The 26,806-nt window shown below is 50.6% G+C and carries 20 protein-coding genes and 1 pseudogene; 6 read left to right on the top strand and 15 right to left on the bottom strand.

Annotated elements, in window-relative coordinates; all coding sequences use genetic code 11:
* From B5F83_RS01370 to B5F83_RS01380, 3 genes are all read right to left on the bottom strand, one after another.
* On the bottom strand, window positions 1-4,593 hold the full coding sequence (locus B5F83_RS01370) for a multidrug efflux RND transporter permease subunit (RefSeq protein ID WP_087276096.1): 4,593 nt from the start codon (window positions 4,591-4,593) through the stop codon (window positions 1-3).
* 6 nt (window positions 4,594-4,599) lie between these two features.
* A complete protein-coding gene (locus B5F83_RS01375; protein WP_087276098.1) occupies window positions 4,600-5,811 on the bottom strand; it encodes an efflux RND transporter periplasmic adaptor subunit in 1,212 nt (403 codons plus the stop codon).
* 138 nt (window positions 5,812-5,949) lie between these two features.
* A complete protein-coding gene (locus tag B5F83_RS01380; protein ID WP_087276101.1) occupies window positions 5,950-7,338 on the bottom strand; it encodes a Gfo/Idh/MocA family oxidoreductase in 1,389 nt (462 codons plus the stop codon).
* Window positions 7,339-7,488: 150 nt separating this feature from the next.
* On the opposite strand from B5F83_RS01380, the gene B5F83_RS01385 reads away from it, so the two are divergent.
* From B5F83_RS01385 to B5F83_RS01400, 4 genes are read left to right on the top strand one after another with little or no spacing between them, the layout of a single operon-like run.
* Complete coding sequence (locus tag B5F83_RS01385) at window positions 7,489-8,607, top strand: aminoglycoside phosphotransferase family protein (RefSeq protein ID WP_087276104.1); 1,119 nt, start codon at window positions 7,489-7,491, stop codon at window positions 8,605-8,607.
* Window positions 8,608-8,638: 31 nt separating this feature from the next.
* Entirely contained in the window at window positions 8,639-9,559 is a 921-nt protein-coding gene (locus B5F83_RS01390) for a BACON domain-containing protein (RefSeq protein ID WP_087276107.1), read from the top strand.
* Between the two features lie 26 nt (window positions 9,560-9,585).
* Window positions 9,586-9,963 carry a hypothetical protein gene (locus B5F83_RS01395; protein ID WP_087276110.1) on the top strand — a complete coding sequence of 126 codons (378 nt, stop codon included), beginning with the start codon at window positions 9,586-9,588 and terminating at the stop codon, window positions 9,961-9,963.
* Window positions 9,945-10,124 carry a hypothetical protein gene (locus B5F83_RS01400; RefSeq protein ID WP_087276113.1) on the top strand — a complete coding sequence of 60 codons (180 nt, stop codon included), beginning with the start codon at window positions 9,945-9,947 and terminating at the stop codon, window positions 10,122-10,124. Before B5F83_RS01395 ends, B5F83_RS01400 begins: the two co-directional genes overlap by 19 nt.
* A gap of 942 nt (window positions 10,125-11,066) precedes the next feature.
* Here B5F83_RS01400 and B5F83_RS01405 read toward each other — a convergent pair.
* The 5 genes and pseudogenes from B5F83_RS01405 to glyA all read right to left on the bottom strand — a co-directional run.
* Entirely contained in the window at window positions 11,067-12,221 is a 1,155-nt protein-coding gene (locus B5F83_RS01405) for a cytochrome d ubiquinol oxidase subunit II (RefSeq protein WP_087276116.1), read from the bottom strand.
* 12 nt (window positions 12,222-12,233) lie between these two features.
* The gene (locus B5F83_RS01410) at window positions 12,234-13,826 is read right to left on the bottom strand and encodes a cytochrome ubiquinol oxidase subunit I (protein WP_087276119.1); all 1,593 of its coding nucleotides are present in this window, start codon (window positions 13,824-13,826) and stop codon (window positions 12,234-12,236) included.
* 8 nt (window positions 13,827-13,834) lie between these two features.
* Entirely contained in the window at window positions 13,835-14,059 is a 225-nt protein-coding gene (locus B5F83_RS01415; RefSeq protein WP_087276122.1) for a DUF4492 domain-containing protein, read from the bottom strand.
* Window positions 14,060-14,066: 7 nt separating this feature from the next.
* The gene (locus B5F83_RS01420; RefSeq protein WP_087276125.1) at window positions 14,067-16,658 is read right to left on the bottom strand and encodes a zinc-dependent metalloprotease; all 2,592 of its coding nucleotides are present in this window, start codon (window positions 16,656-16,658) and stop codon (window positions 14,067-14,069) included.
* A gap of 272 nt (window positions 16,659-16,930) precedes the next feature.
* A pseudogene (glyA, locus tag B5F83_RS01425) lies at window positions 16,931-18,130 on the bottom strand (serine hydroxymethyltransferase); the annotation flags it as partial.
* 132 nt (window positions 18,131-18,262) lie between these two features.
* Here glyA and B5F83_RS01430 point away from each other — a divergent pair.
* A complete protein-coding gene (locus B5F83_RS01430) occupies window positions 18,263-18,799 on the top strand; it encodes an RNA methyltransferase (protein ID WP_087276131.1) in 537 nt (178 codons plus the stop codon).
* 137 nt (window positions 18,800-18,936) lie between these two features.
* Window positions 18,937-20,202, top strand: coding sequence for a PepSY-like domain-containing protein (locus tag B5F83_RS01435; protein ID WP_087276134.1), 1,266 nt, complete (start codon window positions 18,937-18,939; stop codon window positions 20,200-20,202).
* A 996-nt stretch (window positions 20,203-21,198) separates the two neighbouring features.
* Here B5F83_RS01435 and B5F83_RS01440 read toward each other — a convergent pair.
* The 7 genes from B5F83_RS01440 to B5F83_RS01470 are packed head-to-tail and all read right to left on the bottom strand — an operon-like array spanning window position 21,199 to window position 26,750.
* Entirely contained in the window at window positions 21,199-21,774 is a 576-nt protein-coding gene (locus B5F83_RS01440) for a DUF4252 domain-containing protein (RefSeq protein ID WP_087276137.1), read from the bottom strand.
* A 26-nt stretch (window positions 21,775-21,800) separates the two neighbouring features.
* Window positions 21,801-22,364, bottom strand: coding sequence for a hypothetical protein (locus B5F83_RS01445; protein ID WP_087276139.1), 564 nt, complete (start codon window positions 22,362-22,364; stop codon window positions 21,801-21,803).
* Window positions 22,365-22,377: 13 nt separating this feature from the next.
* Window positions 22,378-22,860, bottom strand: a complete 483-nt coding sequence (locus B5F83_RS01450) for an RNA polymerase sigma factor (protein ID WP_087276142.1) — start codon at window positions 22,858-22,860, stop codon at window positions 22,378-22,380.
* A 23-nt stretch (window positions 22,861-22,883) separates the two neighbouring features.
* The gene (locus B5F83_RS01455) at window positions 22,884-23,372 is read right to left on the bottom strand and encodes a DUF4252 domain-containing protein (protein WP_087276145.1); all 489 of its coding nucleotides are present in this window, start codon (window positions 23,370-23,372) and stop codon (window positions 22,884-22,886) included.
* Between the two features lie 49 nt (window positions 23,373-23,421).
* Window positions 23,422-24,774, bottom strand: a complete 1,353-nt coding sequence (murF, locus tag B5F83_RS01460) for a UDP-N-acetylmuramoyl-tripeptide--D-alanyl-D-alanine ligase (protein ID WP_087276148.1) — start codon at window positions 24,772-24,774, stop codon at window positions 23,422-23,424.
* A 48-nt stretch (window positions 24,775-24,822) separates the two neighbouring features.
* Window positions 24,823-25,254 carry a dUTP diphosphatase gene (gene dut, locus B5F83_RS01465; protein ID WP_087276152.1) on the bottom strand — a complete coding sequence of 144 codons (432 nt, stop codon included), beginning with the start codon at window positions 25,252-25,254 and terminating at the stop codon, window positions 24,823-24,825.
* A complete protein-coding gene (locus B5F83_RS01470) occupies window positions 25,251-26,750 on the bottom strand; it encodes an oligosaccharide flippase family protein (protein WP_158094122.1) in 1,500 nt (499 codons plus the stop codon). Before B5F83_RS01470 ends, dut begins: the two co-directional genes overlap by 4 nt.
* Window positions 26,751-26,806 lie beyond the last annotated feature (56 nt).

The following is a 26,806-nucleotide window of genomic DNA, read 5'->3' on the forward strand; positions in this document are numbered from 1 at the left end:
TCACTTGTCCTGTCCGTCGTCCTGCACGTCCTGCTTGTCCTGTTTGTCCTGTTTGTCCTGTTTGTCCTGTTTTTTCTGCTCTTCGAATTTCACAGGTTCGTAATTCCAGCCGCCTCCGAGAGCCTTGTAAAGCTCTACAAACGCGAGATATTCGTTCAGGATGGCGTTGCTGTAATTGACCTCGGCATCGAAATACTGCCTCTGCGCGTCCAGAAGGTCGAGATACATGATATCCCCGTTTATATAACGTAATCTCGCCAGTTCGAGATACTTGTCGGTAGCTTCGAAGAAACTGCGCTGCAAACCGGCGCTGCGATGGGCATTGTCATAATTGATTATCGCATCGTTCACTTCCTTGAACGCCGTAAGGACACATTTTTCATACTCCAACCTGGCTTGGTCGAAGGCCGCTATCTCGGCTTCATATTTGGCCTTTTTCTTTCCGAAAGAAAAAATAGGCGAGGTCAGGTTGCCGAGAATATAAAGGTAAGGGGAACTGAAAAGCCCCTCGAATGAATTGTTCTCCAACGGGCCGGAAAGACTGAACACCAGGCGCGGGAAACGGTCCGCCCAGGCTATGCCCACGGCGGCCTCTGCCGCATCCATATTGCGTTCCGCCATGCGGATGTCGGGACGACGGAGCAGAAGTTCGGACGGCAAGCCTACCGGGGTTTCCTTTGGAAGGATGATATTGTCGAAGGAATCGCGCCTTTCCACCTTGCCCGGGAACTCTCCTGCAAGCAGGGCTATCTGACTTTCTTTCTGTGCTATGCGTGTTTCCAAATCAGGTATGAGGGTGGCCGCACTTGCCAGTTCCACCTTCGCCTGCTGGTATGGAATCTCCGAAGTAAGTCCGGCCTCGAAACGCAACTGGGCCTGATGTATCGCCTCACGCCGCGTATCAAGGGTATGGGTGACGATTTCCAGTTCCTTGTCGAGAGCCACGAGTTCGAAATAAGCCTTGGCCACCTCCGAAACGAGGGTCATTTCCATCGCCCTCCGAGCCTCGACGGCGGAAAGATACTCGGAAATACCTTGTTTGCGGCCCCAGCGAAGGCTGCCCCACAAGTCTATCTCCCATTCCAGTTCCAGCTTCAGACCTATTTCGGAATCGACATTCCTCGATTCCCCGGCATAATTCATCTCTTCACGGTCGGCGTAGGCCGTCGCCCCGAGGGAAGGCCACAGGCCCGCATTGTCTATGCGGTACATATTGCGCATCTCCTCGACACGGGCGGCTGCCGACAAGATGTCCTTGTTGTTTTCAAGGACCTTCCCGATAAGGTTTACCAAGGTCGAGTCCGTATAAACGTTCCACCATTCCATGTCCGCAAGTGTCAGGGAATCCGTATGGCCCGGAACTATTTCCTCCGGCATGTCCAGCTGTGGCTCCACGCAACGCTTCATGGACGAGCATGACGAAAGGCCTATGCTGGCGACGAGAAATACGGCGACAGTCGCGACTCCGCGCGAAATATTTTTCTTCACGGTGCCTTTCCTGGATGAAAACCTGTCCTTTATCTTATATATCATCACAAAGAAGAACGGCACGAATATGATACCTATCAGGATGGCCACTATCATGCCGCAGAACAATCCGAGCGAAATGTTCCTGCTGCTTTCCGAACTCGGGCCGTTGGCAAACACCAAAGGAAGCATGCCGAGTATGAAGGCAAGCGAGGTCATGACTATAGGCCTGAACCTCATGTGCGCCGCACGGAGGGCCGAATCCACTATCTCATGGCCGGATTCCACCTCCTTTTTGGCAAATTCCACAATCAATATGGCATTCTTCGCGACAAGGCCTATCAGCACGACAAGGCCTATCTGGAAATAGATATTGCTGTCATAACCGAAGATGAACACACCGAGAAAGGCTCCGAGGGCGGCCACAGGCATTGAAAGCAGCACCGCCAACGGCACAGACCAGCTTTCGTACTGTGCGGCAAGGAACAGGAAGACAAAGAGCATGGCAAGACCGAGAATCAGCCCTGTCTGTCCACCTTCCTTCTTCTCCTGATACGAAAGTCCGCTCCATTCAACCCCTATATTCGAAGGCAGGTGCTTGTCGGCAATATCCTCAAGCACGGCCATCGCGACACCGGAACTGTATCCCGGTGCGGCCGAACCCGACACCGTCGCCGAATTGAACATGTTGAAACGCTTGATAGTTCCCGGGCCCGTCGTATACGAAGTCGTACCGAGGGTGGTTACAGGAAGCATCACGCCCCCGTTCCCTCTGACGAAGAACAGGTTCAGGTTGTCCCTGTATGCCCTGTAAGGCGCATCCGCCTGGATGTACACCCTGTACACGCGGTTGAACATGTTGAAGTCATTGACATATACCGACCCAGTGAAAGCCTTCATAGTGGAGAAAATATCCGACATGGAAACTCCAAGAAGCTGCGCCTTGTCCCTGTCCACGTCCAGATACAGTTGCGGAATATCCGCCTGCATGTTGGAAGACACGCCGGCAAGCTCCTTTCGCTGAGAGGCATAGAACAGCATCGTATCCACAGCTCCCTGCAAATCTTCGTAAGAAGCGTCCCCGCGGGCCTCCAGAACCATCTCGAAACCTCCCGAAGAACCCATTCCCGGAATCACCGGAGGCGTATTGAGGAAGACCCTGCTTTCAGGATATTTTTCAAATTCGCTCCGCACCTGTTCCATCACATCCCGGATATTACGCTGCTCCCTCTCTTTCCATGGCTTCATTATCACGGTCAGCTGGCTTGCGGACTGGTTGGTCCCCGTACGAGGGCTCGAACCCGTCACATTGAGCACATATTCTATATTCGGATTGGACATGAGATAGTCCATGGCCCTTTCAGTAACTTTCCTCGTGCGCTCGATCGAAGCCCCTTCGGGGAGCCTCAACTCCACTGTAAAATATCCCTGGTCCTCTTCAGGAATGAAGCTGGAAGGGATGAACTCCATGAAAAGCACGATTGCGACGATTATTCCGCCCAAGGAAATCAGCATGGCTTTGGAATGGGATATCGCCCATCTTATCCCCCGCCCGTAAGCACGGTTCCCCTTGGCCAGCAGGACGTTTATATAACGGAAAAATTTGTTTTTCTTCCCTTTGGCCGGCCTCAGGACTATGGCGCAAAGCGCCGGGCTCAGAGTCAGGGCGACGATTGTCGAAATGATGACCGAAACCGCAATCGTTATGGTAAACTGCCTGTAAAGCTGTCCGGTGATGCCCGAAAGGAAGCTCACGGGAACGAAAACGGCACAGAGCACCATCGATGTGGCTATCAAGGCGCCGCTCAATCCGCCCATGGCCTTCTTCGTAGCCTCATACGGGGACAGCCCTTCCTTCTCCATAATCCTCTCGACATTCTCGACAACGACTATGGCATCATCCACCACTATTCCTATGGCCAGGATAAGGCCGAGAAGGGTCATCAGGTTCAGGGTGAAGCCGAATACAAGCATCACCCCGAATGTTCCGATAAGCGAGATAGGCACGGCCACGACCGGTATCAAAGTCGCCCTCCAGCTTTGCAGCGAAAGGAAAACGACAATGATTACGAGAAGCAGGGCCTCGAAAAGAGTCCGGTAGACATGGTGTATGGACTGCGATATGTACTGGGTCATGTCGAACGGAATATTGTACGACATACCGTCAGGAAAACTCTGGCTTATGGCCTCCATCTCCGCCTTCACGTTTTCAGCGACCTCGATGGCATTCGCCCCGGGGAGCATATACACATCGAGCACGGCTGCATTGCCTCCGTTGATACCGCTCTCGGTATTGTATGACTGCGCTTCGAGAGAAACACGCGCCACATCCTTCATCCTGATTATCGCCCCGTCAGGACTTGCACGGAGGACAATGTTTTCAAAATCCGTCACCGTGGACAGCCTCCCCCGGGTGGTTATCGGAACGGTTATCTCAACACCGCTCTCCGACGGGGCGCGACCCAACTGTCCTGCGGCAGCCTCCCTGTTCTGGTCGCGGAGGGCCTTCTGGATATCCTGGACGGTAAGCCCGAGGCTCGCCAGCCTGTCGGGCATCACCCATATCTGCATTGCATAATAACGGCTTCCTATGTTGGAAACACGTCCTACCCCGGGAACACGCCTGAGCATGTCGAGCACATTGAGTGTCGCATAGTTGCTGAGGTATATTTCATCGAATTTGGGGTCATTCGAAAGAAGGGTCACCGTCAGAAGTTTGCTCGAAGACTGCTTCTCGACGGAGATACCGTCCTGGACGACCTCCGCCGGCAAACGCGACTCGGCGAGTTTAACCCTGTTCTGAATCTCGACGGCGGCCAAATCCGGGTCGGAAGATATGTCGAAAGTGACATTCAGCGTAAAACTTCCCGTATTGGTACTCGAGGATTCCATGTAAAGCATTCCCGGAGTACCGTTCAATTCCTGTTCTATAGGGGTTGCCACGGCCTGAGACACCGTAAGGGCGCTCGCCCCGGGATAGGAAGCCGTAACCCTCACCACCGGAGGGATAATCTGCGGATACTGGTCGACAGGAAGCATGATCAACCCGATACATCCGACTATTACGATTATTATCGATATTACGGCGGAGAATATCGGCCTATCTATAAAGAAATCAGCTTTCATACCTCATCAGTCTTCTATGGGTTCTACCACCGTTACCTTCTGACCGTGGGTCAGTTTATGGAAGCCTTCCGTAACTATCCTCTCGTTAGGCACGAGACCGCGTTCCACGACAGTCCTGTTCCCTACTTCCGGGCCGAGTTCGATAAAACGCTTTTCGACTTCGCTGTCAGGCTGTACGACAAAGATATAGGCTCCGCCCTTCTCTATCACTATGGCCTTGTTCGGGACCGTCACCGCATCCTTACGGACATCGAGGAGGAGTTTCACCCTTGTCGTCTGTCCCGGAAGCAATATCCTGTCCGGATTCGGCATTTCCGCCCTTACGGAAAACGTACCGGTATTGGGATCTACCTGAGGGTCGGCAAAATCTACGATACCCTCCAGCGGATATACGGTATTGTCAGGAAGGGTTATGGTTATGTACGGGTCCCATGTTCTGGTGCTGTCCTTCTGTCCAAGGTTCACATTCCTGGCCTTTGAACGGAGATAATCCAGTCCCGTCATACTGAAATCGACCCTCACCGTGTCGCTTTTCACAATCGTGGCGAGCAACGACTTTCCTCCCGGGCCCACAAGGGTACCTATATCCACGTTCCTCTCTGAAATGAACCCCGATATCGGAGACTGCACGGCGGTGTATTCCAACGCCAGACGGGCCTGCGCAAGGTCGGCCTCGCTCATCTCCACATCGGCCGTGGCACTTTCGTAAGAAGCGATGGCATTTTCAAGGTCGAGCTGGCTGGCGGCATTCTGCTCGTAAAGCGGCCTGATGCGGTTCAAATCCCTTTCCGCTTTCAGGGCCAGCGCCTTGTCCTTGTTCAGCTGGGCCTTCGCCTTATCCACCCTCGCACGGTAAAGCCTCGGGTCTATGATGAAAAGGGTCTGTCCTTTTTCGATGTACGTACCTTCTTCGAAAAGCATCTGTTCGAGATAGCCTTCGACCCTGGCACGCACCTCGACGAATTGTTGTGCCCTGATACGCCCGACATACTCTCCGTAAATCTCGACATCCCTTGTACCGACGGTTTCCGTAACGACGGTAGGATATACCGGAGGGGCAGGCTTCGGCCTCGTCAGCAGACAAATGGCCGTAATGATTCCGGCGGTTACTATCAGTATGGCAATCCATGCAACGAGGCTCACCTTTTTCAAACCGAAGGCGATTTTCTTAATAAAACTGTTTATCGCTTCGAAAAAACCCGCTATCGTAAATCTCATTTCAGTCTGTTTTCAATAATGTTCCAATCTAATACGATAATTACAATTTTCAAAAATAGCGTTTTTTTGTTTACAAAAATCGTGCGGAGGCAGAAAACTGTCTCCGCACGATAAATTTTAACAGTATTTTACCGGAAATTATTCCGCGAAAGCATGGCGGTAGCCCTGAATCTTCTGCCATCCGCCCCTTGTAAAGTCCGGAACGGCGACCGGAGCGGAATTGTTCTCTATCGAGATTCTCGAAAGCTCACCGAGGCAGCACCATTCCGCAAGGTCGTAGACATCCATGTCCAAAGGAAGGCCGTTGTTCAGGCAATATATCAGACGGTAGTCCATTATGAAGTCCATTCCGCCGTGGCCTCCTACCTTTTTGGCCATTTCTTCAAGTTCCTTGACGATAGGATGTTTGTATTTTTCCATGAGAGCGGCCTTCACCTCGGGCGAAACAGCCCCGTGCATATTGAGGTTTTCATGGTCAGGAATCTCGTCCGACATGATTTGCTCCGGACGGAAACAGTATTCCTCTATAGGGTATTTGCTTGCGTAACCGTCCGTACCGGTGAGCTGGTACATCCTGCTGTAAGGGCGCGGAGACATCACATCGTGCTGGATATGAATGGTTTTACCGTTGGCAGTACGGATAAGGGTATGGGTATGGTCTCCGTTCTGGAAGTTTTCAGGACGTTCCCCGGTAGTACGCTCCACGTATGCCGGACCGTTCACCGCCTTGGTATCCATCGAAACGAGGGTCACCATCCTGTCGCCCCTGTGGATGTCGAGCAACTGGCAGGCAGGGCCCATGCCATGTGTCGCGTAAACGTCGCCGCGGAACTCTTCATTGAAGGACATCCTCCAGTTGTTCCAATAATACGGCCAGAACTCTTCGAGGTTGTGGATATAAGCACCCTCTACAGCGAGGATTTCCCCGAACAGACCGTGCTGCGCCATATTCAGAGTCGTCATCTCGAAGAAGTCGTAAACACAGTTTTCAAGCTGCATGCAATGTTTGCGTGTTCTTTCGGAAGTATTGATAAGTGTCCATATTTCATCGAGATTCATTGCGGCAGGAACTTCTATGGCGACATGCTTTCCGTGCTCCATCGCATATACGGCCATTTCGGTATGATGCTTCCAGTCCGTACAGATGTACACCAGGTCTATGTCCTCGCGGTCGCAAAGCTGTTTCCAGGCATCTTCGGTTCCAGAATAGGCAGGGACATCCGAAAGACCAGCATCACGCATAACCTTTTGTGCCCTTTCCACCATTTCCGGCCTGATATCGCACAGGGCGGCTATCCTGGCGCCCGGCACGTAAACATACCTCTCTATTGCACCTATTCCCCTCATTCCGAGACCGATGAAACCGACTCTCACAGTATCGATAGGCTCGGTGGCGAGACCTATGACATCTTCCTGGCCGGCAGGCCTTTCAGGGACGACAGTATAAATGGTCCTGTCGATTTCTCCGCCGCAGGCCGAAATCAGAAGGGCTGCAACGGCGGCAACAAAAAACATGGATTTTTTCATGATTCGATACATTAAAGTTATGGCGGCAAAATTACATATAAAATCCCGAATTACGAACCGGACAGGGAAAAACAGGGCAGTCAAGTGATGATTTATTATGGAAAAACGAAACCCTTGGCTATCTTTGCAGGATAAACAGTTCCGACAGACATGAAAGACATTGACAGATACCTCCGGATAGCGGACAATTTCCTTTATGAAGGGAAAATCCTCTCGATTGAGCCGTACGGCGACGGGCTCATCAACGACACTTTCAGGATAACCACTTCGGAAGAAGCGCCGGACTACATGCTGCAACGCATCAACCATTCCGTTTTCAGGAACGTCGCGATGCTCCAGGACAATATCCGTAAAGTGACCGGCCATCTGTACGAAAGGAAAAAGGCCGCCGGCGAAACGGACCTTGAGCGCAAAGTACTGAGATTCATCGACAACAAAGACGGCGAAAACTATATCTACGACCAGGATACCGCAAGTTACTGGAGGATGATGGCATTCATCCCGGATGCCCTTACCTACGACTCCGTAACCCCGGAGAACGCATACAAGACGGGGCTGGCCATAAGCCGTTTCCACTCGGAACTTTCCGACATGGGAGAAAGGCTCGGGGAGACAATCCCGCACTTCCATGACATGGCCTACCGGTTGGAAGAGTTCAGGCAGGCCGTCCGTGCCGACAAGGCCTCCCGTGCAGCCTCCGTCCAAGGGCTCATAGAGGAAATAGAGTCGAGGGCCGAGGACATGACGGCGGCCGAAAGACTTTACGCGGCAGGAAAACTGCCCAAACGCATCTGCCACTGCGACACGAAAGTCAACAATCTCCTGTTCGACAAGGACGGCGAAGTCCTTGCCGTGATAGACCTCGACACTGTCATGCCGAGCTTCATTTTCTCGGATTACGGGGATTTTCTGAGGACGGCGGCAAATTTTACCGCCGAAGACGACCCGGACACGGAAAAAGTCGGATTCGACCATAAAATATTCGAGGCGTTCACCGAAGGGTACCTCGAAGGCGCAAAAGAGTTCATAACGCCGGTCGAAACGCTCATGCTGCCGTTTGCCGTAAGGCTTTTCCCATACATGCAGTGCGTGCGTTTTCTCGGAGACTATATCAACGGGGACACATATTATAAAATAAAATATCCCGGACACAACCTCGCAAGGGCGGAAAACCAGATGGCCCTGCTGAAAAGCATCGAAAAATACGATAAGGACGGCGCCATGGCCTCTTTCATCGCAACCTGCATCCGGCAACCGGATAATGTATAAGCGGATAATGTATCATAAATTTTGTCATAAAATGAATTTATCAAAACACGTATTACCGGCAGTGCTCATACTGACATTCGGATTTTTCACATTCACTTCCTGTGAAAAGAACGCAAACGGGAATCCGGATGACGGCGGAAATACCGGAGGAGGAAACGAGGACAGCACTCAGGTCGAACCGCCCGTACAGGAAGAACCCGCACTCTACCCTGAAAACACCGATACCATAAAAGTGGCAAATAAAGGCGGAATGTTTTCATTCAGCTATGTTCTGGAAAATCCCGTGGAGGGGATAAAGACGACCGCGACCTCCGTCAATGACTGGATATCGGAAATAACCTGCCCGGGAAACGGGACCGTCTCATTCAATGTATCCCCGAACCAGGAATATACCGGACGCGAAGGATCCATCCGTGTCGAATACCCGTATTCCGAGACCGAAGAGCCTCTCTATTTTGAAACAATCATAGTCCAGGATGCGGCCCCTGAACCGGAAATACAGTACGACATCGAACTGGAAGGGAAGATGTACGGACAATACATGGGCAAGGCAGAGCCGATATACTCAACCTACCGGTACAATTTTTTTCTGACCGACAACGGATTCAACGAAGACGGGACCGCCAAGCCGAACAGCGTTTATATCCGCATGGACCTGTTCAGCGGCTACGCCCCCGAGGATATGGATACAATCTTCCCTCCCGAAGGGACTTATACTATCGACTTCAGCAGGGATTATCCGGCAATGACATTATCAGGGAATGACTGCTATTACATGACTATTGACAGCGAAGGTGTTGCCCTGGGATATTCATTCGAGGATTGCACCTGTACCGTTGAGATGACCGATACAGGCTACAGAGTAGACATCACCGCTCTGATTGCCGAAGACGGACGCACGCTTCATGCATACTATGAAGGCGACGAGCCGTTCCGGGACTATACGATATAAATACTGACAAGGTGCTATATGGGGCGTTGGGCCTATTTCGCGATACTTCTGTTCTTTTTCCCGTTTCGATTTACAGCCATGACAGGCAAAAAGAACTTGAAAGCCTCTGCGCCTGGCACGTATGCAATTTCGAATTCGATGATGCGCTGCATTGTGCGCGTTCTCTCATAAAAACAGCCGACAGTACAGGAAACGATTTCCGGAAACTGTCGGCTTATGCATTTGCAGGGCAGGCCTACATGGCCGCTGACAAGCCAGACAGCGCGTTCATCTGGCTTTGCGAAGGATTGAAGTTATGGGAGGAGGACGAAGACAGATATGTAAAAACCAAAGGATATTCCGAATTGAAGTCATCTACGATTTGCCTCAGGGAAAGATTGCCCCAATGGTATCCGGAACGATAACGGTAAAGCACGATGGAGACAAATACGACATAGTATTCGATACGGTGGACGATATGGGTTTCACCATAAAAGGCGAATACCACGGAACACTTCCCGAATTCACAGACCGTAGCGACGAAGTACATTTCGGTCCTGGAAGTATCGGGCCGTCAGTACCATAGACAACACATCTGTCAGAAAAACAGGGGCCAGCGGATAATTTTTGACCAGTGGATAATTTTGCAAAACCGGGAACAGGTCGATTATGACACATCTATGTAATTGATAGTGTTGCAATGTTTTATGGGGATGCGACAAATCATCCTTGTTTCGAGCGGCATCCACGTGGACTTCGCTGGGAACAAGGATTTTTAATAGGTTTCCGATTGCACGAGAAACAACATCTCGCCTAAAGAATGACGGGAAGCGGAATGAGGAGGAATGATAAGATTTTGTCGTCTCATTTTCCACCCCACAGCCATCCGGATTCTTTTAAAATGATTAATAATCAATAGTTTACAAAAACCCAAGCTGGCTTTGGGTACTTTCTAAGGCACCCAAGCGCAGGGGTAATTTTAATAAATTATTCATTATCAGCATCTTGCAAAAATAGTGGCTGGCTATGGGGTAAAAAATAAGACCAGGGAAGATTCCGACCGGAATTACCCGCTGGGCAGAAATAAGCCGGTGGGCAGGAATGACTCAGGTTCCGGTGAGTCAGGTTCAGGTTCCGGGAAAGTGCCACAGATTCGCGGCAAATTGGTTCACTTTCCCTGTGGCTTTCCGGCAGTTACCCTGTGTAAGCCCCTATGTAAGCCTACTGTAGTGCCCTGTAACGTATGGACCATAGGGGGAAAGTGCCGTAAATTTGCAGGAATATGGTTCACTTTCCCCCGCAGAATGTAGATAAAGTGCCAGTAATCCGATTTTTCCCCGGGGAAAGTGCCACAGATTCGTGGCAAATTGGTTCACTTTCCCCCGCAGAGAGTCGGGGCATGCCCGAAAAATCAGCCTACGTGCCCGAAAAATCCGCCATAGGATTGTCCCGTCCGGTCCCGCTTCGCTGTACGTCCTTACATATTAAGAAGCATGTCTCAAATTTTCTGAGAAAAATTTTAAACAGCTTAATATTTCTCCTCCTCTTTCTCCAGCTCTTCCGCCGAGAGTTTTTTCGAATTGATTGACTTCCACGCATAGGCGATATAGGCTATGACGAAAGGCACCAATATCGAAACGTAAGCCATCGTCTTCAGCGTAAACTCACTGCTGCAACTGTTGGCTATGGTCAGGGAACTCTGCAAATCGGCGGTAGACGGATAATATGCCGTCCCGTTGTAACCGGCGCAAAGCAGCAGACCGAAAACGGCGAGTACCGTACCGAAGCCTGAGAAAAATATGCCTTTCCCGGACAGCCTGTTCTTTCCGAGAAAACCGTCAATGATTATCCCGGAAAGCAAAAGCAGGACTCCGAGAAGGAAGACCGCGGCCACTGCCGGCATTTCGAGAAAATTGTTCAGGTACTTGTATTTTTCCATGAACACCGTACCGTCATCAGCGACTGCGAAACCCTCCCCGACAAGTATTTTCACGAAAAACGCGAGGAAAAGCACAAGGAACAGAGGGGTTTCGATTTTGAGCACTTTCCGGCTCGATGCCGCTATCTCCGGAGAATCGATATTGTTGATGAAATACAGCGCCCCGAGGATGCGGGCAAGGAAGAACACGGCAAGCCCGAAAATCACGTTCCACACGTTCAGCAAGGCATCGAGACCATGGGAAGCGTTGGCCCAGCCGCTTATCACCGGCATGGACAGTTCCGCAAGGTTGCCCTTGTCCACTATGAAATTGGAACCTGTGAAGAAAGTAGCCACCGCGCCTCCGAGCAGTATCGGGCCTACGACACCGTTTATCACAAGGAATATCCTGTAAGTCTTCCTGCCGAGCAGATTCCCGAGCTTCGACTGGAACTCGTATGAAACCGCCTGGAGGACAAAGGTGAACAGGATAATCATCCACAGCCAGTAAGCCCCGCCGAAACTCGTACTGTAAAACAGGGGGAACGAAGCGAAAAACGCGCCGCCGAAAGTCACGAGAGTGGTGAAGGTAAACTCCCATTTCCTGCCTGTCGAGTTGATGACGAGCTGTTTGCGCACATCATCCTTCCCGACACAGAACAGAAGCGAATTTCCACCCTGCACGAAAAGCAGGAAAACCAGTATCGCACCGAGCAACGAAACGACCGCCCACCAGTAATGCTGCAAAAAAACGTATGTTTCCATAAATTGTCCCTCCTATTTATTTTGTTCCAGTTCCGGCCCTTTCCTGATGGCCTTGACCATGATTCCGATTTCGGCAATCAGCAGAATCGTGAACAGTGCCAGGAACAGGAAGAACGTCACCTGTACCGAAGATGCCGACAGATTGGAAACCGCGACATTTACAGGCATCAGATCCTGTATCGCCCAAGGCTGCCGCCCGGCTTCAGCTACAATCCAGCCGGCCTGCGAACAGAAATACGCCAAAGGAAGCGAGATGACGGCCACCCATTGCAGCCATTTCTGCCTGTACCTGTCCTTGAAAGCCAGAAAGACAAGTACGATGAAAAACAGGATAAAATAAGAACCCAGTACTACCATTATCCTGAATGCGTAGAAATTCAATGGCACATTCGGAAGAAGTTCCTTTGGGTCATCGATATAACCATAACCGAAATACGGCATGTTGTTGTCTAAAATCGTATCGTACTCCTGCAATCTCGTCTCCAGCGCGGCCGTATCCGAAGAATCCGCATCCGCAGTCTTCAAGGCCCTGGAAACCTCCCTGTATCCGGCCATGGCCTCCACAGCCGCCCGTCCGCGGACCATCTTCTCTTCGGCAGAAAGCGCCATCCCGCCGTCCGGCAGAGTATATCCTCCTTCTATCAGTTCCTTGATCCCCGGCACAAAACCGTTTGCATCACGGGTAGCCAGCAAAGACAGCCCGTAAGGAATCTTGAAATCGAACAGAAAGTCCTCCTCCCCGTCATCATACCAGGCCTTGTCCGGATTGAGCACTCCGACACCGACAAGGCCGACGGACTCGCCCCCTTCGTAAAGGCCTTCGATTGCAGCAAGTTTCATCGGCTGGTACTGTGCCACGTGATAAGCCGACTTGTCACCCGTAAACAGTGTGATCAGGGAGGCCGCAAGGCCGACCGTACCCGCAACCTTGATACTTGAAAGAGCGAATTTCCTATGGCTCTCTCCCTTACGCAGAAGATACCATGAAGCCACGGCTATGACGAAAACGCTGCCGACTATCCATGAAGATATTACAGCATGGAAAAATTTTGTCACGGCAACCGGAGAAAAGGCCACGGCGAAGAAATCCGTCATCTCGTTCCTGACTGTTTCAGGATTGAATTCCATGCCTACAGGATACTGCATCCATGAATTCGCCACCAAAATCCACCAGGCCGATATGGCCGCCCCGATGCCGGTAAGCCAGGTCGAGGCAAGATGGAATTTTTTGCCCACTTTGTTCCAGCCGAAAAACATTACGGCTACAAAAGTCGCTTCCATGAAAAACGCAAGAATGCCCTCGATTGCGAGAGGGGCGCCGAAAATGTCCCCCACGAACCAAGAGTAGTTGCTCCAGTTTGTCCCGAATTCGAATTCGAGGATAATGCCAGTGGCCACGCCTATGGCAAAATTTATCCCGAAAATCTTCATCCAGAACTTGGCCGTCCTCTTCCAGAACTCATTTCCTGTCTTGTAATAAACGGTCTCCATTATGGCCATTATTACGGACAGGCCGAGAGTCAGGGGAACGAAAAGCCAATGATAAATCGCCGTCATCGCGAACTGCGCGCGAGACCAGTCTATAAGATTAACATCCAGTTCCATAACATAATCTATTGATTTTCGGACGGAACCCTTTTCACGAGTTCCGCCGACACGAAATCACTTTTTTCATCATCTGTTTTCCCACGGAGAAAATCCGGAAAGAAAAACACTTTGAGGATGGCGAACATAATGAACAGTTTGATCAGAATGACAAGCCACAGTTGGCGGCCCCAGGTCATGTTCCTGAAACCGTCGGCATAAAACCGCCATATCCTCCCGACCAGACCTTCCATAGCTAAATCACATCGATATGATTACACCAGAGGACTTTCCGTCTATCGCCGAATTGTAACCGTCTTCAAGCGCCTTTCCTATCATGTCTCCGAGATAGCGGAAATGTCCCTTCACCATAGGGTCGGAATACGATTTTTCCAACGCCGACATCCTTCCTTTGAGATAATCGAGCTGATATACGGTCATCGAAACGACATCGGTGTTGTCCGGGGAAGCCACGCCCATAAGCTTGCCCCATGTATCGGATTCGCCGGTATACAAATCGCACAAAGCCTTTATATATGACTTCTGCATAAGCCTTACATAAGGGTCGGAGGCTTCAGCCTGCGAGAATATGCAACTGTAAAGGCCGTTGAAATAGCCTTTCAGCGTATAGGCATCCTTCCCGTTGTCCACCTCGTCCCGGTACATGTTGGAAAGCACCCTCTTCGATATGAGCGAGGAGAACGTGCGGGAATAGATACGTTCCATCTGGGACATCGGGTTCACCCCGGTCTTATCCATTATGTCCTCAGGGACAAGCCAATCCGGAGCATCGAAGACATAGTCCGCTATCCACTCCATGGCCTCTTCCTGTTTTTCCTTTTCCACAGGTTCATAAAGGGCGCCCTCCTGATTGCGGTATTTCGGGGTTTCATAACGGCCTCCTACCCATTTCGCCACATGGCCGACATACCTCATATACTGGTTGAGCACCTCGCCCTGCATTTCCCTCAAATCCTCATAACCGGTATTCGGAACAGCCGTCCAGTCAATGAGATTGTCCATCACTATCTTCAGGTTCCTTATGCCGAGGGCATTGGCTTTCATCTGATTGTCCGTAAAGTCTTCCGACTGGTAACGCGGGTCGTTGGAACTTGTCTCGGTCCCGAAACGATAGTAAGGATTCTTCAGTTTTTCGGTGGTAATCTCATTAAGATAAGGAAGTTCTTCCTCCGGAGTATCGAATTGATAATATCTCCTGTAACCCCATTCTATCGCCCAGTCGTCATAATGCGACAGGCGCGGGAAAAGAAGTTCCCGAGGGATATTGTCTTCCGGCTGGGCGACATAATTGAAGCGCGAATAGTCCATGAGGGTAGTGGAAGAACCGTTTTCCCTGAGAAAATCCTCGTCCCTCAACTGTTCCGGAGTATATGAGGCGCTTCCGATAAAATTGTGCCTCAACCCGAGGGTATGGCCGACTTCGTGCGAAGACACGAAACGTATCAGCTGGCCCATGAGCTCGGTATCATAAACCATCTTCTGCGCACCAGGGTCGAGAGGTCCGCACTGCACGAAATACCAGTGGTGTATCAGTTTCATCACATTGTGATACCAGTTGATATGGCTTTCAAGTATCTCCCCGGTACGCGGGTCATGTACGTGAGGCCCGCTCGCATTCGGAATATCCGAAGGCTTGTATACTATTGCCGAATAACGGGCGTCTTCCAATGACCAGGTCGAATCTTCCTCGGCCGTAGGGGCCATCCGCGCATAAATCGCATTCTTGAAACCGGCTTTTTCAAAGACTTCGGCCCAATCGTTTACGCCCTGTATCAGATAAGGCACCCACTCCGGAGGGGTCGTAGGGTCGATATAATATACTATCGGTTTTGCAGGCTCAACCAATTCGCCGGCCATGTATTTTTCCCTGTCCTCCGGTTTCGGCTCAAGCCTCCAGCGGGTAATCATCCTGACCGTCTCCACTCCCTGCGGATTCTTGTCGAAAGATGTATAATTTGCGGTAAAATATCCTACGCGCGGGTCATAATACCTCGGGGTCATCGGATCCTCCGGAAGTTTCACCATCGAAACATTGAACTCGAATGTCGCCGGGGAGGAACCCTCCTTGCGGGCGTATGTCTTGACTACGGAGACCTCCGTATTGATAGGATATGTACGCATGGAACTTACATAGCTCTTGTCCTTTTCCATATTCATTATTCCGAACATGCGTTTTTCCCATTGTCCGAAATAGAGGCGGGCATTGTCCGAATTGAAAAAATCCGTCACATCTATTACCGAAGTGTCCTTCGCCGCATTCTGCGCCTTGATTGCGAATGAACCGATTATCGCCTGGAGGGAAGAACGTTTCAGGTTTTCGTACATCGCCGATGACGGTTCCGCCATTTCGGAATAATCCATTTCCCTTATGAATATCCTGTCATCAGGCCCTTTTTCAAAGAAAATAACGGTCTGGTTCACCTGGTCCCCGGCATATCCGCTGAACATGCCGCGCACACCGGCGGCAGCACGTGTCAGGCGGCTTACGACAAGAATCTCCTTGCCAAGAAGGGAATCCGGAACGGCAAAATAAAATTTGTCATCCTGGCTGATTATCTTTACAAGCCCGTCCTTTACCTCCGCATCCTTCTTTATGAATTTGTCAAGGGCTTCAGGGCCTTTTTTCTTTTCAGGCTTGGCCTCCGGAGCGGGAACGGCCTCCCCTTTCTTTCCTTTCCTGTTTTTTTTCACCTTACGGTCTTTCTTGTCCTTTTTCTCGGATTTCTGCACCGAATACCGGTTGCCGTCATTTTCAGGCAAGGAAGCTGCCGACGATATTCCGCCGGAGAACAGCATCATCGCACAAAGGGCTATCGTTAGAAAATGTTTCATGCTGTAAAGGTTTTATTCATTGTTCAACAAAAAGGAGGAAGTCCTGCGTGCAGCCGGACCCCTCCTCCATTATTAATTGTCTGTCGGAAAATCCTCAGTTAATATCTGTTCAGAGGCAGACCGTACATCTTCATCCTTACCTGTTTCCTGAACTCTGCCATGTGTTCCTCGTATGCATCGATACGTGTCCTGAGGGCAGGATCTTCGCACTCGATAGGTGCGCCGAGACCTACGGTAGGGAACATCTTGATGAGGTCGAGGTTGTCATTTGCAAGGGCAAGCACTTCGTCCACCAGATTTGCGATGAAAGGCATGTCCTTGTCCACGAGTCCGCGTGAAGTGACTGCCGGAGTACCGATACGGATACCGGAAGTGGAGAACGGAGTACGGGTATCGAACGGAACCATGTTCTTATTGACGGTAATGTCGGCCTTCACGAGCTCTTTCTCGGCCACTTTGCCGGTAAGGTCCGCGAATTTCGTGCGGAGGTCTATCAGCATCAGGTGGTTGTCGGTACCGCCGGAAACGACTTTATAGCCTTTCTCTATGAAGAGGCCCGCAAGTACGGAAGCGTTTTTCCTTACCTGCATCTGGTACTCTTTGAACTCAGGCTGGAGAGCCTCGTAGAACGCCACGGCCTTTGCAGCGATGCAGTGCTCGAGAGGACCGCCCTGTACACCAGGGAATACGGCCGAATTGAGTATGGCCGACATCTTCTTGATTGCACCTTTCGGAGTAGTATATCCCCATGGATTGTCAAAGTCCTTGCCCATCAGGATGATACCTCCGCGAGGGCCGCGAAGTGTCTTGTGGGTGGTCGAAGTGACGATGTGCGCGTATTTTACAGGGTTCTTGAGAAGCCCGGCCGCGATAAGTCCGGCAGGATGGGCCATGTCCACCATGAAGATGGCGCCTACCTTGTCAGCTATGGCACGCATGCGCTCCCAGTCCCACTCCCTTGAATAAGCGGAAGCACCGCCGACAATCAGTTTAGGCTTGTGCTCAAGGGCAAGGCGTTCCATTTCGTCATAGTCCACAAGGCCTGTCTCTTCATTGAGCCTGTATGCTACCGGATGATAGAGGATACCGGACATGTTCACAGGGGAACCGTGTGTAAGGTGGCCACCATGGGCAAGGTCGAGTCCCATGAAAGTGTCTCCAGGTTTCAGGCAAGCCATGAAAACAGCCATGTTGGCCTGGGCGCCCGAGTGAGGCTGCACATTGGCGTACTCCGCATCGAAAAGCTGGCATACCCTGTCGATGGCCAATTGTTCTATCTGGTCCACGACTTCGCAGCCGCCATAATAACGTGCCTTGGGATAACCTTCCGCATACTTGTTCGTACAAACGGAACCAAGTGCGGCGAGTACCTGGTTGGAAACGAAATTTTCGGAAGCGATAAGCTCCAAACCATTGCTCTGACGCTCCTCTTCTTTCTTAATCAGATTCAGAATCTGAACATCCTGTTTCATATCTACTATTATTTAAGTTTTTAATCCTTATTGGATGGCATGATAACCATACGAGCCACAAATGTAGGAAATATTTCCCGATTAAGTGACGGGAAGATGTTAAATTTGCAGCCGATTTTAATTTTTCATGGAATGGATAGAAGAAAACTGCTTAATTCCGAATTGCACAGGCTGACCGTGGACGAATTCAGAAACACTGAAAAGAACGGCATAGTCCTCATCCTCGACAACGTGCGGAGCGCACACAACGTAGGTTCCGCATTCAGGACGGCCGACGCTTTCCTCGCGGACGAAGTGGCTCTCTGCGGGATTTGCGCCGTACCCCCGTCTCCCGAGATACACAAGACCGCCCTCGGAGCCGAAAACAGTGTCCTGTGGAAGCATTTCGACCGGACGGAAGATGCAGTCGCATATTATAAGGAAAGGGGTTATAGGATAATAGCCGTGGAGCAGACTGAAAATTCGGTGATGCTCGATGATTTCGCCCCATCGGACAAAGAAAAATACGCCTTTATTTTCGGGAACGAGGTCAAGGGGGTCTGCCAGGAAGCCGTGGACCTTTCGGATTTTTCGGTAGAAATCCCCCAGTACGGGACGAAGCACTCCCTCAACGTATCCGTCTCGGTCGGAATCGTACTCTGGGACTTCATGGAAAAAAGACGGTCCTGAGAACAGACCGGGCCTCCTGTGCGGTTTGCACGTTTTGCGCGATTTTTTTTTGCGTTTTGCGCGATTCGAGTTATTTCAGAATTTTTTCAGAATTACATAAGAATTTTGCACCCGGTTAATTATATGAGGTAAAATTTATGAAAAAATTTTTGATTCTGATTGCAGCGGCGACCTTGTCAATGGCCGCTGTTTCCTGCCAGAAACACGAGACGGGAGAGACAGGCAGGATTCCTGAAAACATCCTTAAGAGTTTCAGCGAAATGTATCCTGAAGCATCAGATGTAAACTGGGCGACGAAAGGACAATACGCTGTCGCCAACTTCACATTGCCGCAGACCATGGGCGGCAGCAACAATGCATGGTACGAAAAATCCGACGGCAAGTGGGACATGACCGAAATGGACATACGCTATGAAGACCTGCCTGAAGCCGTACGCAATGCATTCGAGAGCAGCGAATACGGCCAGTGGAGGGTCGATGACGTGGACATGATTGAAAGACACGGCGTGGACATCATTTACGTAATAGAAGCCGAGGGAACTCAGGACGGACGTCCGGTCGAGATTGACCTTTACTACTCCCCTGACGGCATACTCGTCAAGAAAGTCATTGACGCTGACGAGAACTATGACTATGAAGATTTCATTATTCCTGAACCGGCCGGCAGCATCGAGGAGTTCATAAATCAGAACTATCCTGAAGCCCGCATCATAGACATCGACATTGAGCACGGCTATACTGAAGTCGAAATCATAGATGGGCGCACTGTACGCGAGCTCCTTTTCGGGGAAAATGCAACATGGATTTATACGAAGACCGAAATGAGGCGCTCCGATGTCCCTCAAGAAATAATGGGCATTTTTGAGTCATCCGAATACTCGGCATACAGGATCGATGACATAGACCACTATGTTACAGCGGAAAAAGGCGAGTTCTACCGTTTCGAGCTCGAAACACCGGAAGACGATTTTGAAATCGACATATTCGCGGACGGGACAATAACCGTAGCCGACAAAAACTGGGGAAACCCGGGCGGCACAGAACCAGGTGACGGAGGACAGGGCGGAAACATTGAGAAATTCATCGAAGAAAACTACCCTGGCGCACGCATCATTGAAAAAGACTATGACGACGGCTACATAGAAGTGGAAATCCTCCATGACGGAAGGGAAAAGAACATCTATTTCAACGGCGGTGAAGAATGGGTATGGTCCGAATGGGATGTACGCCTGCAGGAACTTCCACAGGCCGTTTCCGATGCCGTCTCCGCACAATACCCTGACTACCGCATAGACGATTGCGAATACACGGAGAGCCCTCAGGGCGAGTGGTACCGCATCGAAATCGAAAGGGGCGACAGGGAAATCGAACTCAGGATTTCACCGGACGGGACAATCCTATAGCGGATTTTCGGGCATGCCCCGACTTTCTGCGGGGGACAGTGAACCATTTTGCCACGAATCAGGTGCACTTTCCCCATGGAAAAATCGGATTACCAGCACTTTATCTACATTCAACGGGGGAAAGTGAACCGTATTTCAACAAATTCACGGCACTTTCCCCTATGATTCATACACTACAGGGCACTACAGGAAGCTTACATAAGGGCCTACACAGGGTAACTGCCGGAAAGCTACAGGGAAAGTGAACCAATTTGCCACGAATCTGTGGCACTTTCCCGGAACCTGAACCTGACTTACCGGAACCTAACCTGAGTCATTCCTGCACAGCTGATAATTCCGGTCGGAATCTTCCGTGGCCTTATTTTTCTACCCCATAGCCAGCCGGTGCCTCTGTAATATATTGACAATCAACGTCTTGTCAAAATCGCCCCTGCGCTTGGGTGCCTTAGAAAGTACCCAAAGCCAGCTTGCATTTTTGTAAATTATTGATTATCAATTATTTTAAAAGAAGTCGGATGGCTGTGAGGTGGAAAATGATACGACAGAATCCTATCATTCCTCCTCACTCCGCTTTAATTCCGCTTTAATTCCATTTTAATTCCATTTTAATTCCGCTTCCATCCCTTTTCTAGTCATTCTTTCGCAGGAGAAGCTGCATCCGGCCCGCAAAACAGAATCGTGGCGCGCAAAGATTGTGTCAAACCGGGAACGCCCCGACTTAACCGCATTGCTTGTAAATATCTATATATCAGAGCATTGCCGGAAAAAAATAAAAAAAAAAAAAAAAAAAAAATCCTTGTTCCCAGCGAAGTCCACGCGGATGCCGCTCGGAACAAAGATAATTTGTCGCACTTCTATAAAATGTTGTAAATCAACAAATTACGCAGATACAACAAAAATTGACCTGTTTCCGGTTTCGCAAAATCATTCCTGACCATCAGCTTATTCCTACCCATCGACTTATTCCTGCCCGTTAGCTCACTCCCGCCCGTCGGCTTACTCCTGCCCAGCGGTTTCCGACGCATTTTTACTGCCGAAAATCATTTTCCCGATATTTTCCGAAGTAATGTCTCCGACAAGAACGACGATGTTCACTTGGGTGTTATTCGGGTCGGGATCAGAGAGGTATTCGCCGCCGTCAGGATCCGTGTAGGAAACTACTATTATCTCGCTTTGCGCCCCGTTTTCACGATAATAAATCGTCAGTTTCTCCGGGTTTTCGTTGATTTTCACAAGGGTCTTATAATCTCCCGAGGAATTTTTCAATATCCTTTCGAGATCTTTTTCCATTCCGCATTTGTACATTGTAAGCTGGGAGACAGACATGGTGAAAATATGATCCAGTTTTTCTATTACGATATTATTCACATCTATCATGACATTCCCGTCTATCCCGTCATCCTGACCGAAACAGATTGTCCCTGCAAAATCCAACATTTCACGTGTGACATAGACCGAGGATACGGAATTCTCGGAAGACCATTTCTCATAAAACGTCTCAAAAGGCGACTGCGCCGCGGCAAACGCCGGAAAAACGCACAGTACGGCAAGAATCATCCAAATTTTTTTCATAACTAAAACTTTTATCGGTTAACACTTTATTTTTCCATATCTTTTATTTTTTCAATCGCATCGTTTATCGCCTTCCCGGATTTGTCAAAATGCCTCTCGGCGGCGACTATCGGTTCCCTGCTTTTCTCTATACCGTATGCCAGCAGATTGAACGCCTTTTCGACGGCTTCACGGGCCTCTTCCGCGGAAACTTCGGCCAGGGAATCCTCCATTGCGGCCTCATCTTTCGCGGAAAAACGCACTCCGATAATGATTCCGGCAGCAAGCACGGCAGCGGCCAGGGCGGCACGCACGAAATAAAGCCTGAAACGGGATTTGCGTGAAGCCTTGTCGACCGCACCTTCAAGGCGGTATTCAAAACCCTCGGGGACAGCGGAAAAGGCATCACCGCAACCGGCTTCGGAATCACAAGCCTTGCCGGCCAAACCGGTCACCACATCCCTGTCCACAAAATATTTTTCCGGCAAAGCGGGGTCTGACAACAGACGGACAAGTTCCAGCTCCTCCGTCCGGGACAGTTCAGCATCGTAAAACCGCTCCAGGAGGGCATCAAGCCTGCACGAATCTTTTAAAATATTTTCTTTTTTCATGACAATAATCCGATTATCCTTTGAAAATTTCCCTTATCCTGCGCCTCGCACGCGACAATGCCGTCCTGAGCGCGCCTTCGTTCATTCCCGTCAGACGGGAGATTTCATCATATTCCATTCCTTCGATATCATGCATGGATATCACTGTCCTCTGAGGTTCCGGCAGGGCGGCAATCAGTCCGATTATCCTCGACACCGCATCCTTACTCTCCGTCTGCCCGGCATCCTTGCCTTCGTCGGAAAGTTCCATCACCCCTTTATCGCCGTCGCTACGGCGTTTTTCCATAATATCGAAAGATCTGTTTCGCACGGCAGACAGCAGATATGCCTTAAGATTGGTTACAGAAGACATCCCGGAACGCTTTTCCCACATTCTAAGAAAGACATCCTGCACAACATCCTCGGCATCGGAGGAGTCTTTCAATATGCTTAAAGCCACGGCGTACATCTGTCGCGCATAGGGCATCATGCACTGTTTGAATCCGGCTGTATCCATATTGGGAGAAAAAGGATTGGGCCTCAGTCCATATTGACCTTAATCCCGTTTACCATATCTTTTATGTCCGATTCAGCCACCTTGCATTTAATCCTCACGAAAACGCAATCGGTGTCATCGGCTGTAAGGATTACCACTTCCCTTATTTTTCCACCCTTTTTCATGGCATAAATCTCGACAGCATCTCCCTCGTCAGAAACCTTCACCGGCATCGACCAGCCTTTTTCTTTCAGGGACGAGACATCCTCGGAAAACCCGCCGGACAGTCCCGTCTCCCCGTCAACAATCATGACATCCATCCTCCGGACACCCTTCAACCAGCCGGACATGTCCTCATCGCATTTCATTGCAGCCCCGAGCAATATCCTGTTGAGCCCGAAATATTCCACATCTTCGGATTTCTTGTATTTGCCGATAATCCTGTCGGCATCCGAATCCGCGGCCGCAACCGTGAAAATTGAGAAAAAAGCCAAAACCGCAAGTGCGGCAAAAATCCTGAAAAACCTTTTCATGATAAAATTCTTACTTGTTCACAAATAAGACGGGCGGCACGGAAAAACGTTACAGGATTTTTTCCATTTTCATTCCGCGGGAGCCCTTCACGAGTATGAGGGTATCGGCCAAAGGATGCGACCGGAGATATGAAGCCAGTTCGTCGGAAGTTTGAAATACGGAAAATCCGATGCCCGCACCATCAAGAAGTGCGGAAATATCCTTGTCGGCAAGCGCGGATGAAAATTCCTTGCCCACGAAGAAAGCATACCGCGGCGCCAAAGAGGCGACTTTGCGCACCACGGCCTCGTGCTCCCGCAATGAATCCTCTCCGAGTTCGAGCATGTCCCCGAGCATCACTGCCTTTTTCGCCGCCTGCATGGAAGCGAGATTGTCCAGTGCGGCCGACATGCTTGTAGGATTGGCGTTGTAAGTGTCCAGAATATAGGTATTGCCGCCCCGCTTCTCAAGCTGGGAGCGTTTGTTCGAAGGCACGTACGCCTCTATCGCGGCGGCAGCCTCTTCTTCCGGAATGCCGAAATATTTTCCAACGGCGATTGCCGCCATTACGTTGTCGGCATTGTAGGCCCCGATAAGATGTGTCCGGACTACACCGTCGCCCGGAAGCCTAATGGACAGATACGGGTCCGCCGCATCGGAAGACAACACGGAAGCCCCGCAATATTCCAGTCCGTAGGGGATTACGGACAAATCAGGCCTTGCGGCCGTCATTTCCAGCAGATTCGGATTGTCCGCATTCACGAATGCCTTGTCGGCAGTACGCTGGAGATAATCATAGAGCTCTCCTTTCGTGCGCTTGACCCCCTCAAAAGAGCCGAAACCGGCAAGATGGGCCTTTCCGACATTGGTTATAAGCCCGTAATTCGGCAACGCAATACGGGCAAGGGCCGCTATTTCGCCCGGAGCGCTCGCCCCCATTTCGATTACGGCAATGTCATGCCGCGGGGCAAGCCTCAACAGTGTAAGAGGCACGCCGATATGGTTATTGAGATTGCCTTCGGTGGCAAGCACATCGTACCTTGCCGAAAGCACCGCACGTATTAGTTCCTTGGTGGTTGTCTTGCCGTTGGTACCTGTCAGGGCTATTACGGGAAGGACACGGAAATGCCCCGATGAGACTGAAAGCGAAGACCTGTGATAACGCGCCAGATCCTGCAATGCTTTCAGCGTATCCCCGACAAGCACGAATCTTCCGCTGGCCGATGCCTCAAGGACGGGGTCCGAGACCACCGCGAAGGCAGCCCCCTTTTCAAGGGCGGATGCGGCAAAGGCATTGCCGTCGAAGCGTTCTCCCTTCAAGGCGAAAAACATTTCGCCCCCCTCTATTTCACGGCTGTCCGTGACGACCTTTCCGCATTGGAGGAATAACCTGTGCAGCGACTGTATGTTTTCGATAACCATATTTTAACGATGAAAAAACGATGAAAATTATTTTACATCATCGGAAAATCATTTTCCCGTGCTTCCGAATCCGCCTTCCCCGCGCGAGGTCTCATCGAGCGATTCGCATTCCTCCCACTCGGCTTTCTCGTAACGGGCAATCACCATCTGCGCTATCCTGTCACCGGGATTTACGGTAAAAACGGTATCCGAAAGATTGACAAGTATCACTTTTACTTCACCCCGGTAGTCCGCATCTATCGTCCCAGGCGAGTTGAGCACGGTCACGCCATGTTTTGCCGCCAGACCGCTGCGGGGCCTTACCTGCGCCTCCGTCCCTTCCGGCAGTGCGATGAAAATCCCCGTCGGCACCATCGCCCGCTGCAATGGCCTTATCTCCATCGGTTCCGCAATATCCGCCCGCAAATCCATCCCGGCGGACAGCTCAGTCGCATAGGCGGGCAGCGCGTTGCCCGACCTGTTCATTATCCTACATTTCATAATTTTCCTTTTTTACTGTTTTTCCTTATAATAAAATACGCCGAGGCAATATATGCCAGCAATATCAGAGTATGCACCGCCATTTTGGACCAATTGACAAGACGGGCTTCTGTATCGAAAATAAGACTGTCGGCAAACTGTGCCACGACATAACAAAGAAGCATCGACAGGATTATTCCCCCTATCTTGCGCCAATCGTACGGTATCGGATAGTACTTCTGCCCGAGCGCCGCCGAAATGACGAACATCACGGAGTAGCTGGCCAGATGCCCCCACGCCGAAGCATAATAGGAATAAAGCGGCATGAAGACGATATTGACAAGGGCCGTAACGGCAAGACCTGCAAGGGTTATATAAATGGCCATCGACGTTTTCCCCGACAGTTTGTACCACATCGACACATTGAACAGCATGCCCAGAACCATATAGGCCCCGAGCATTATCGGAACTATGCCCACCCCTACCCTGTAATCCGGACCGAGAATCAGGCAGAGTATGTCCAGATAAAATATCACCCCGAGGAAAACGAGGCCGCAGAAAGCCGTAAAATAATTCATCACGCCGGCATACATTTGCTTCGAACCTTTTTCCTTTTCCCTCTGGAAGAAAAACGGCTCGGCCGCATACCGGAACATCTGGATGAACAGCGACATTATCACCGCCAGTTTCGTCGCCGCCTGGTAGATTCCGAGGCTCGAACGCCATTCCGGCGAGGAGGTGTCGCAGAACCTGAAAAGGAAGCGGTCGAGAAAATCATTGACTATCCCCGGAAGTGCGGACACCATGAGTGGCAGCGAATAGACGAGCATGGACTTCATCTGCTTCCTGTCGAAAACATAACGCTGCCTTACCGCCATCGGGACGAACAGCAGGGCGCATACAATGCTGCTTATGAATATCGCGAAAATCACGTATGTAAAATCCGGTTCCGGCGAGATGAGCCCAAGCAGGAATGTATCCGGATGCGAAGCGGCGTACGCCGGGAAAACGAAGAAAAGCAAAAGGTTGGCCCCCGTCTCCGTAAGTATTTTTATTGTCTTGAAAACCGCGAACTTCAAGGCCTTATGCTCGAAACGCAGCCTCGCGAAGAATATCGAGGTCAGGGTATCCGCCACCAAAATCCCGGCCACATATTTGATGCAGGCCTCATAGCCTTTGTAGCCGAGCCACCCCGACAAAGGGCCGGCGAAGACCAGCACGAGCGCAAGGAAGATTCCCGAAGAACATACCACGGCGGCAAGCGCATTCGAAAAGACCTTGTCGGGATTCGCACCTTCCTTGCTTGCAAACCTGAAACAGCCTGTTTCCAGACCGAGGGCCAGAACAACCTGAAGCACCGCTATATAGGCCATGAACTCCGTAACCGTGCCGTAACTTCCAGTTTCGAGCACACGGGTATAGATAGGCACGAACACGAAATTCAGGATGCGCGCCAGAATCGTGCTCAACCCGTAAACCACCGTCTCGGATGCAAGTTTTCGTAAAGGCTGTGCCATAATGAACGCAAATTTAGAAAACATTCCGCACAAGAGTTGCCGAATTATGCTTATTT

Source organism: Muribaculum sp. An289 (genome assembly GCF_002159555.1).
Lineage (GTDB): Bacteria > Bacteroidota > Bacteroidia > Bacteroidales > UBA932 > Merdivivens > Merdivivens faecigallinarum.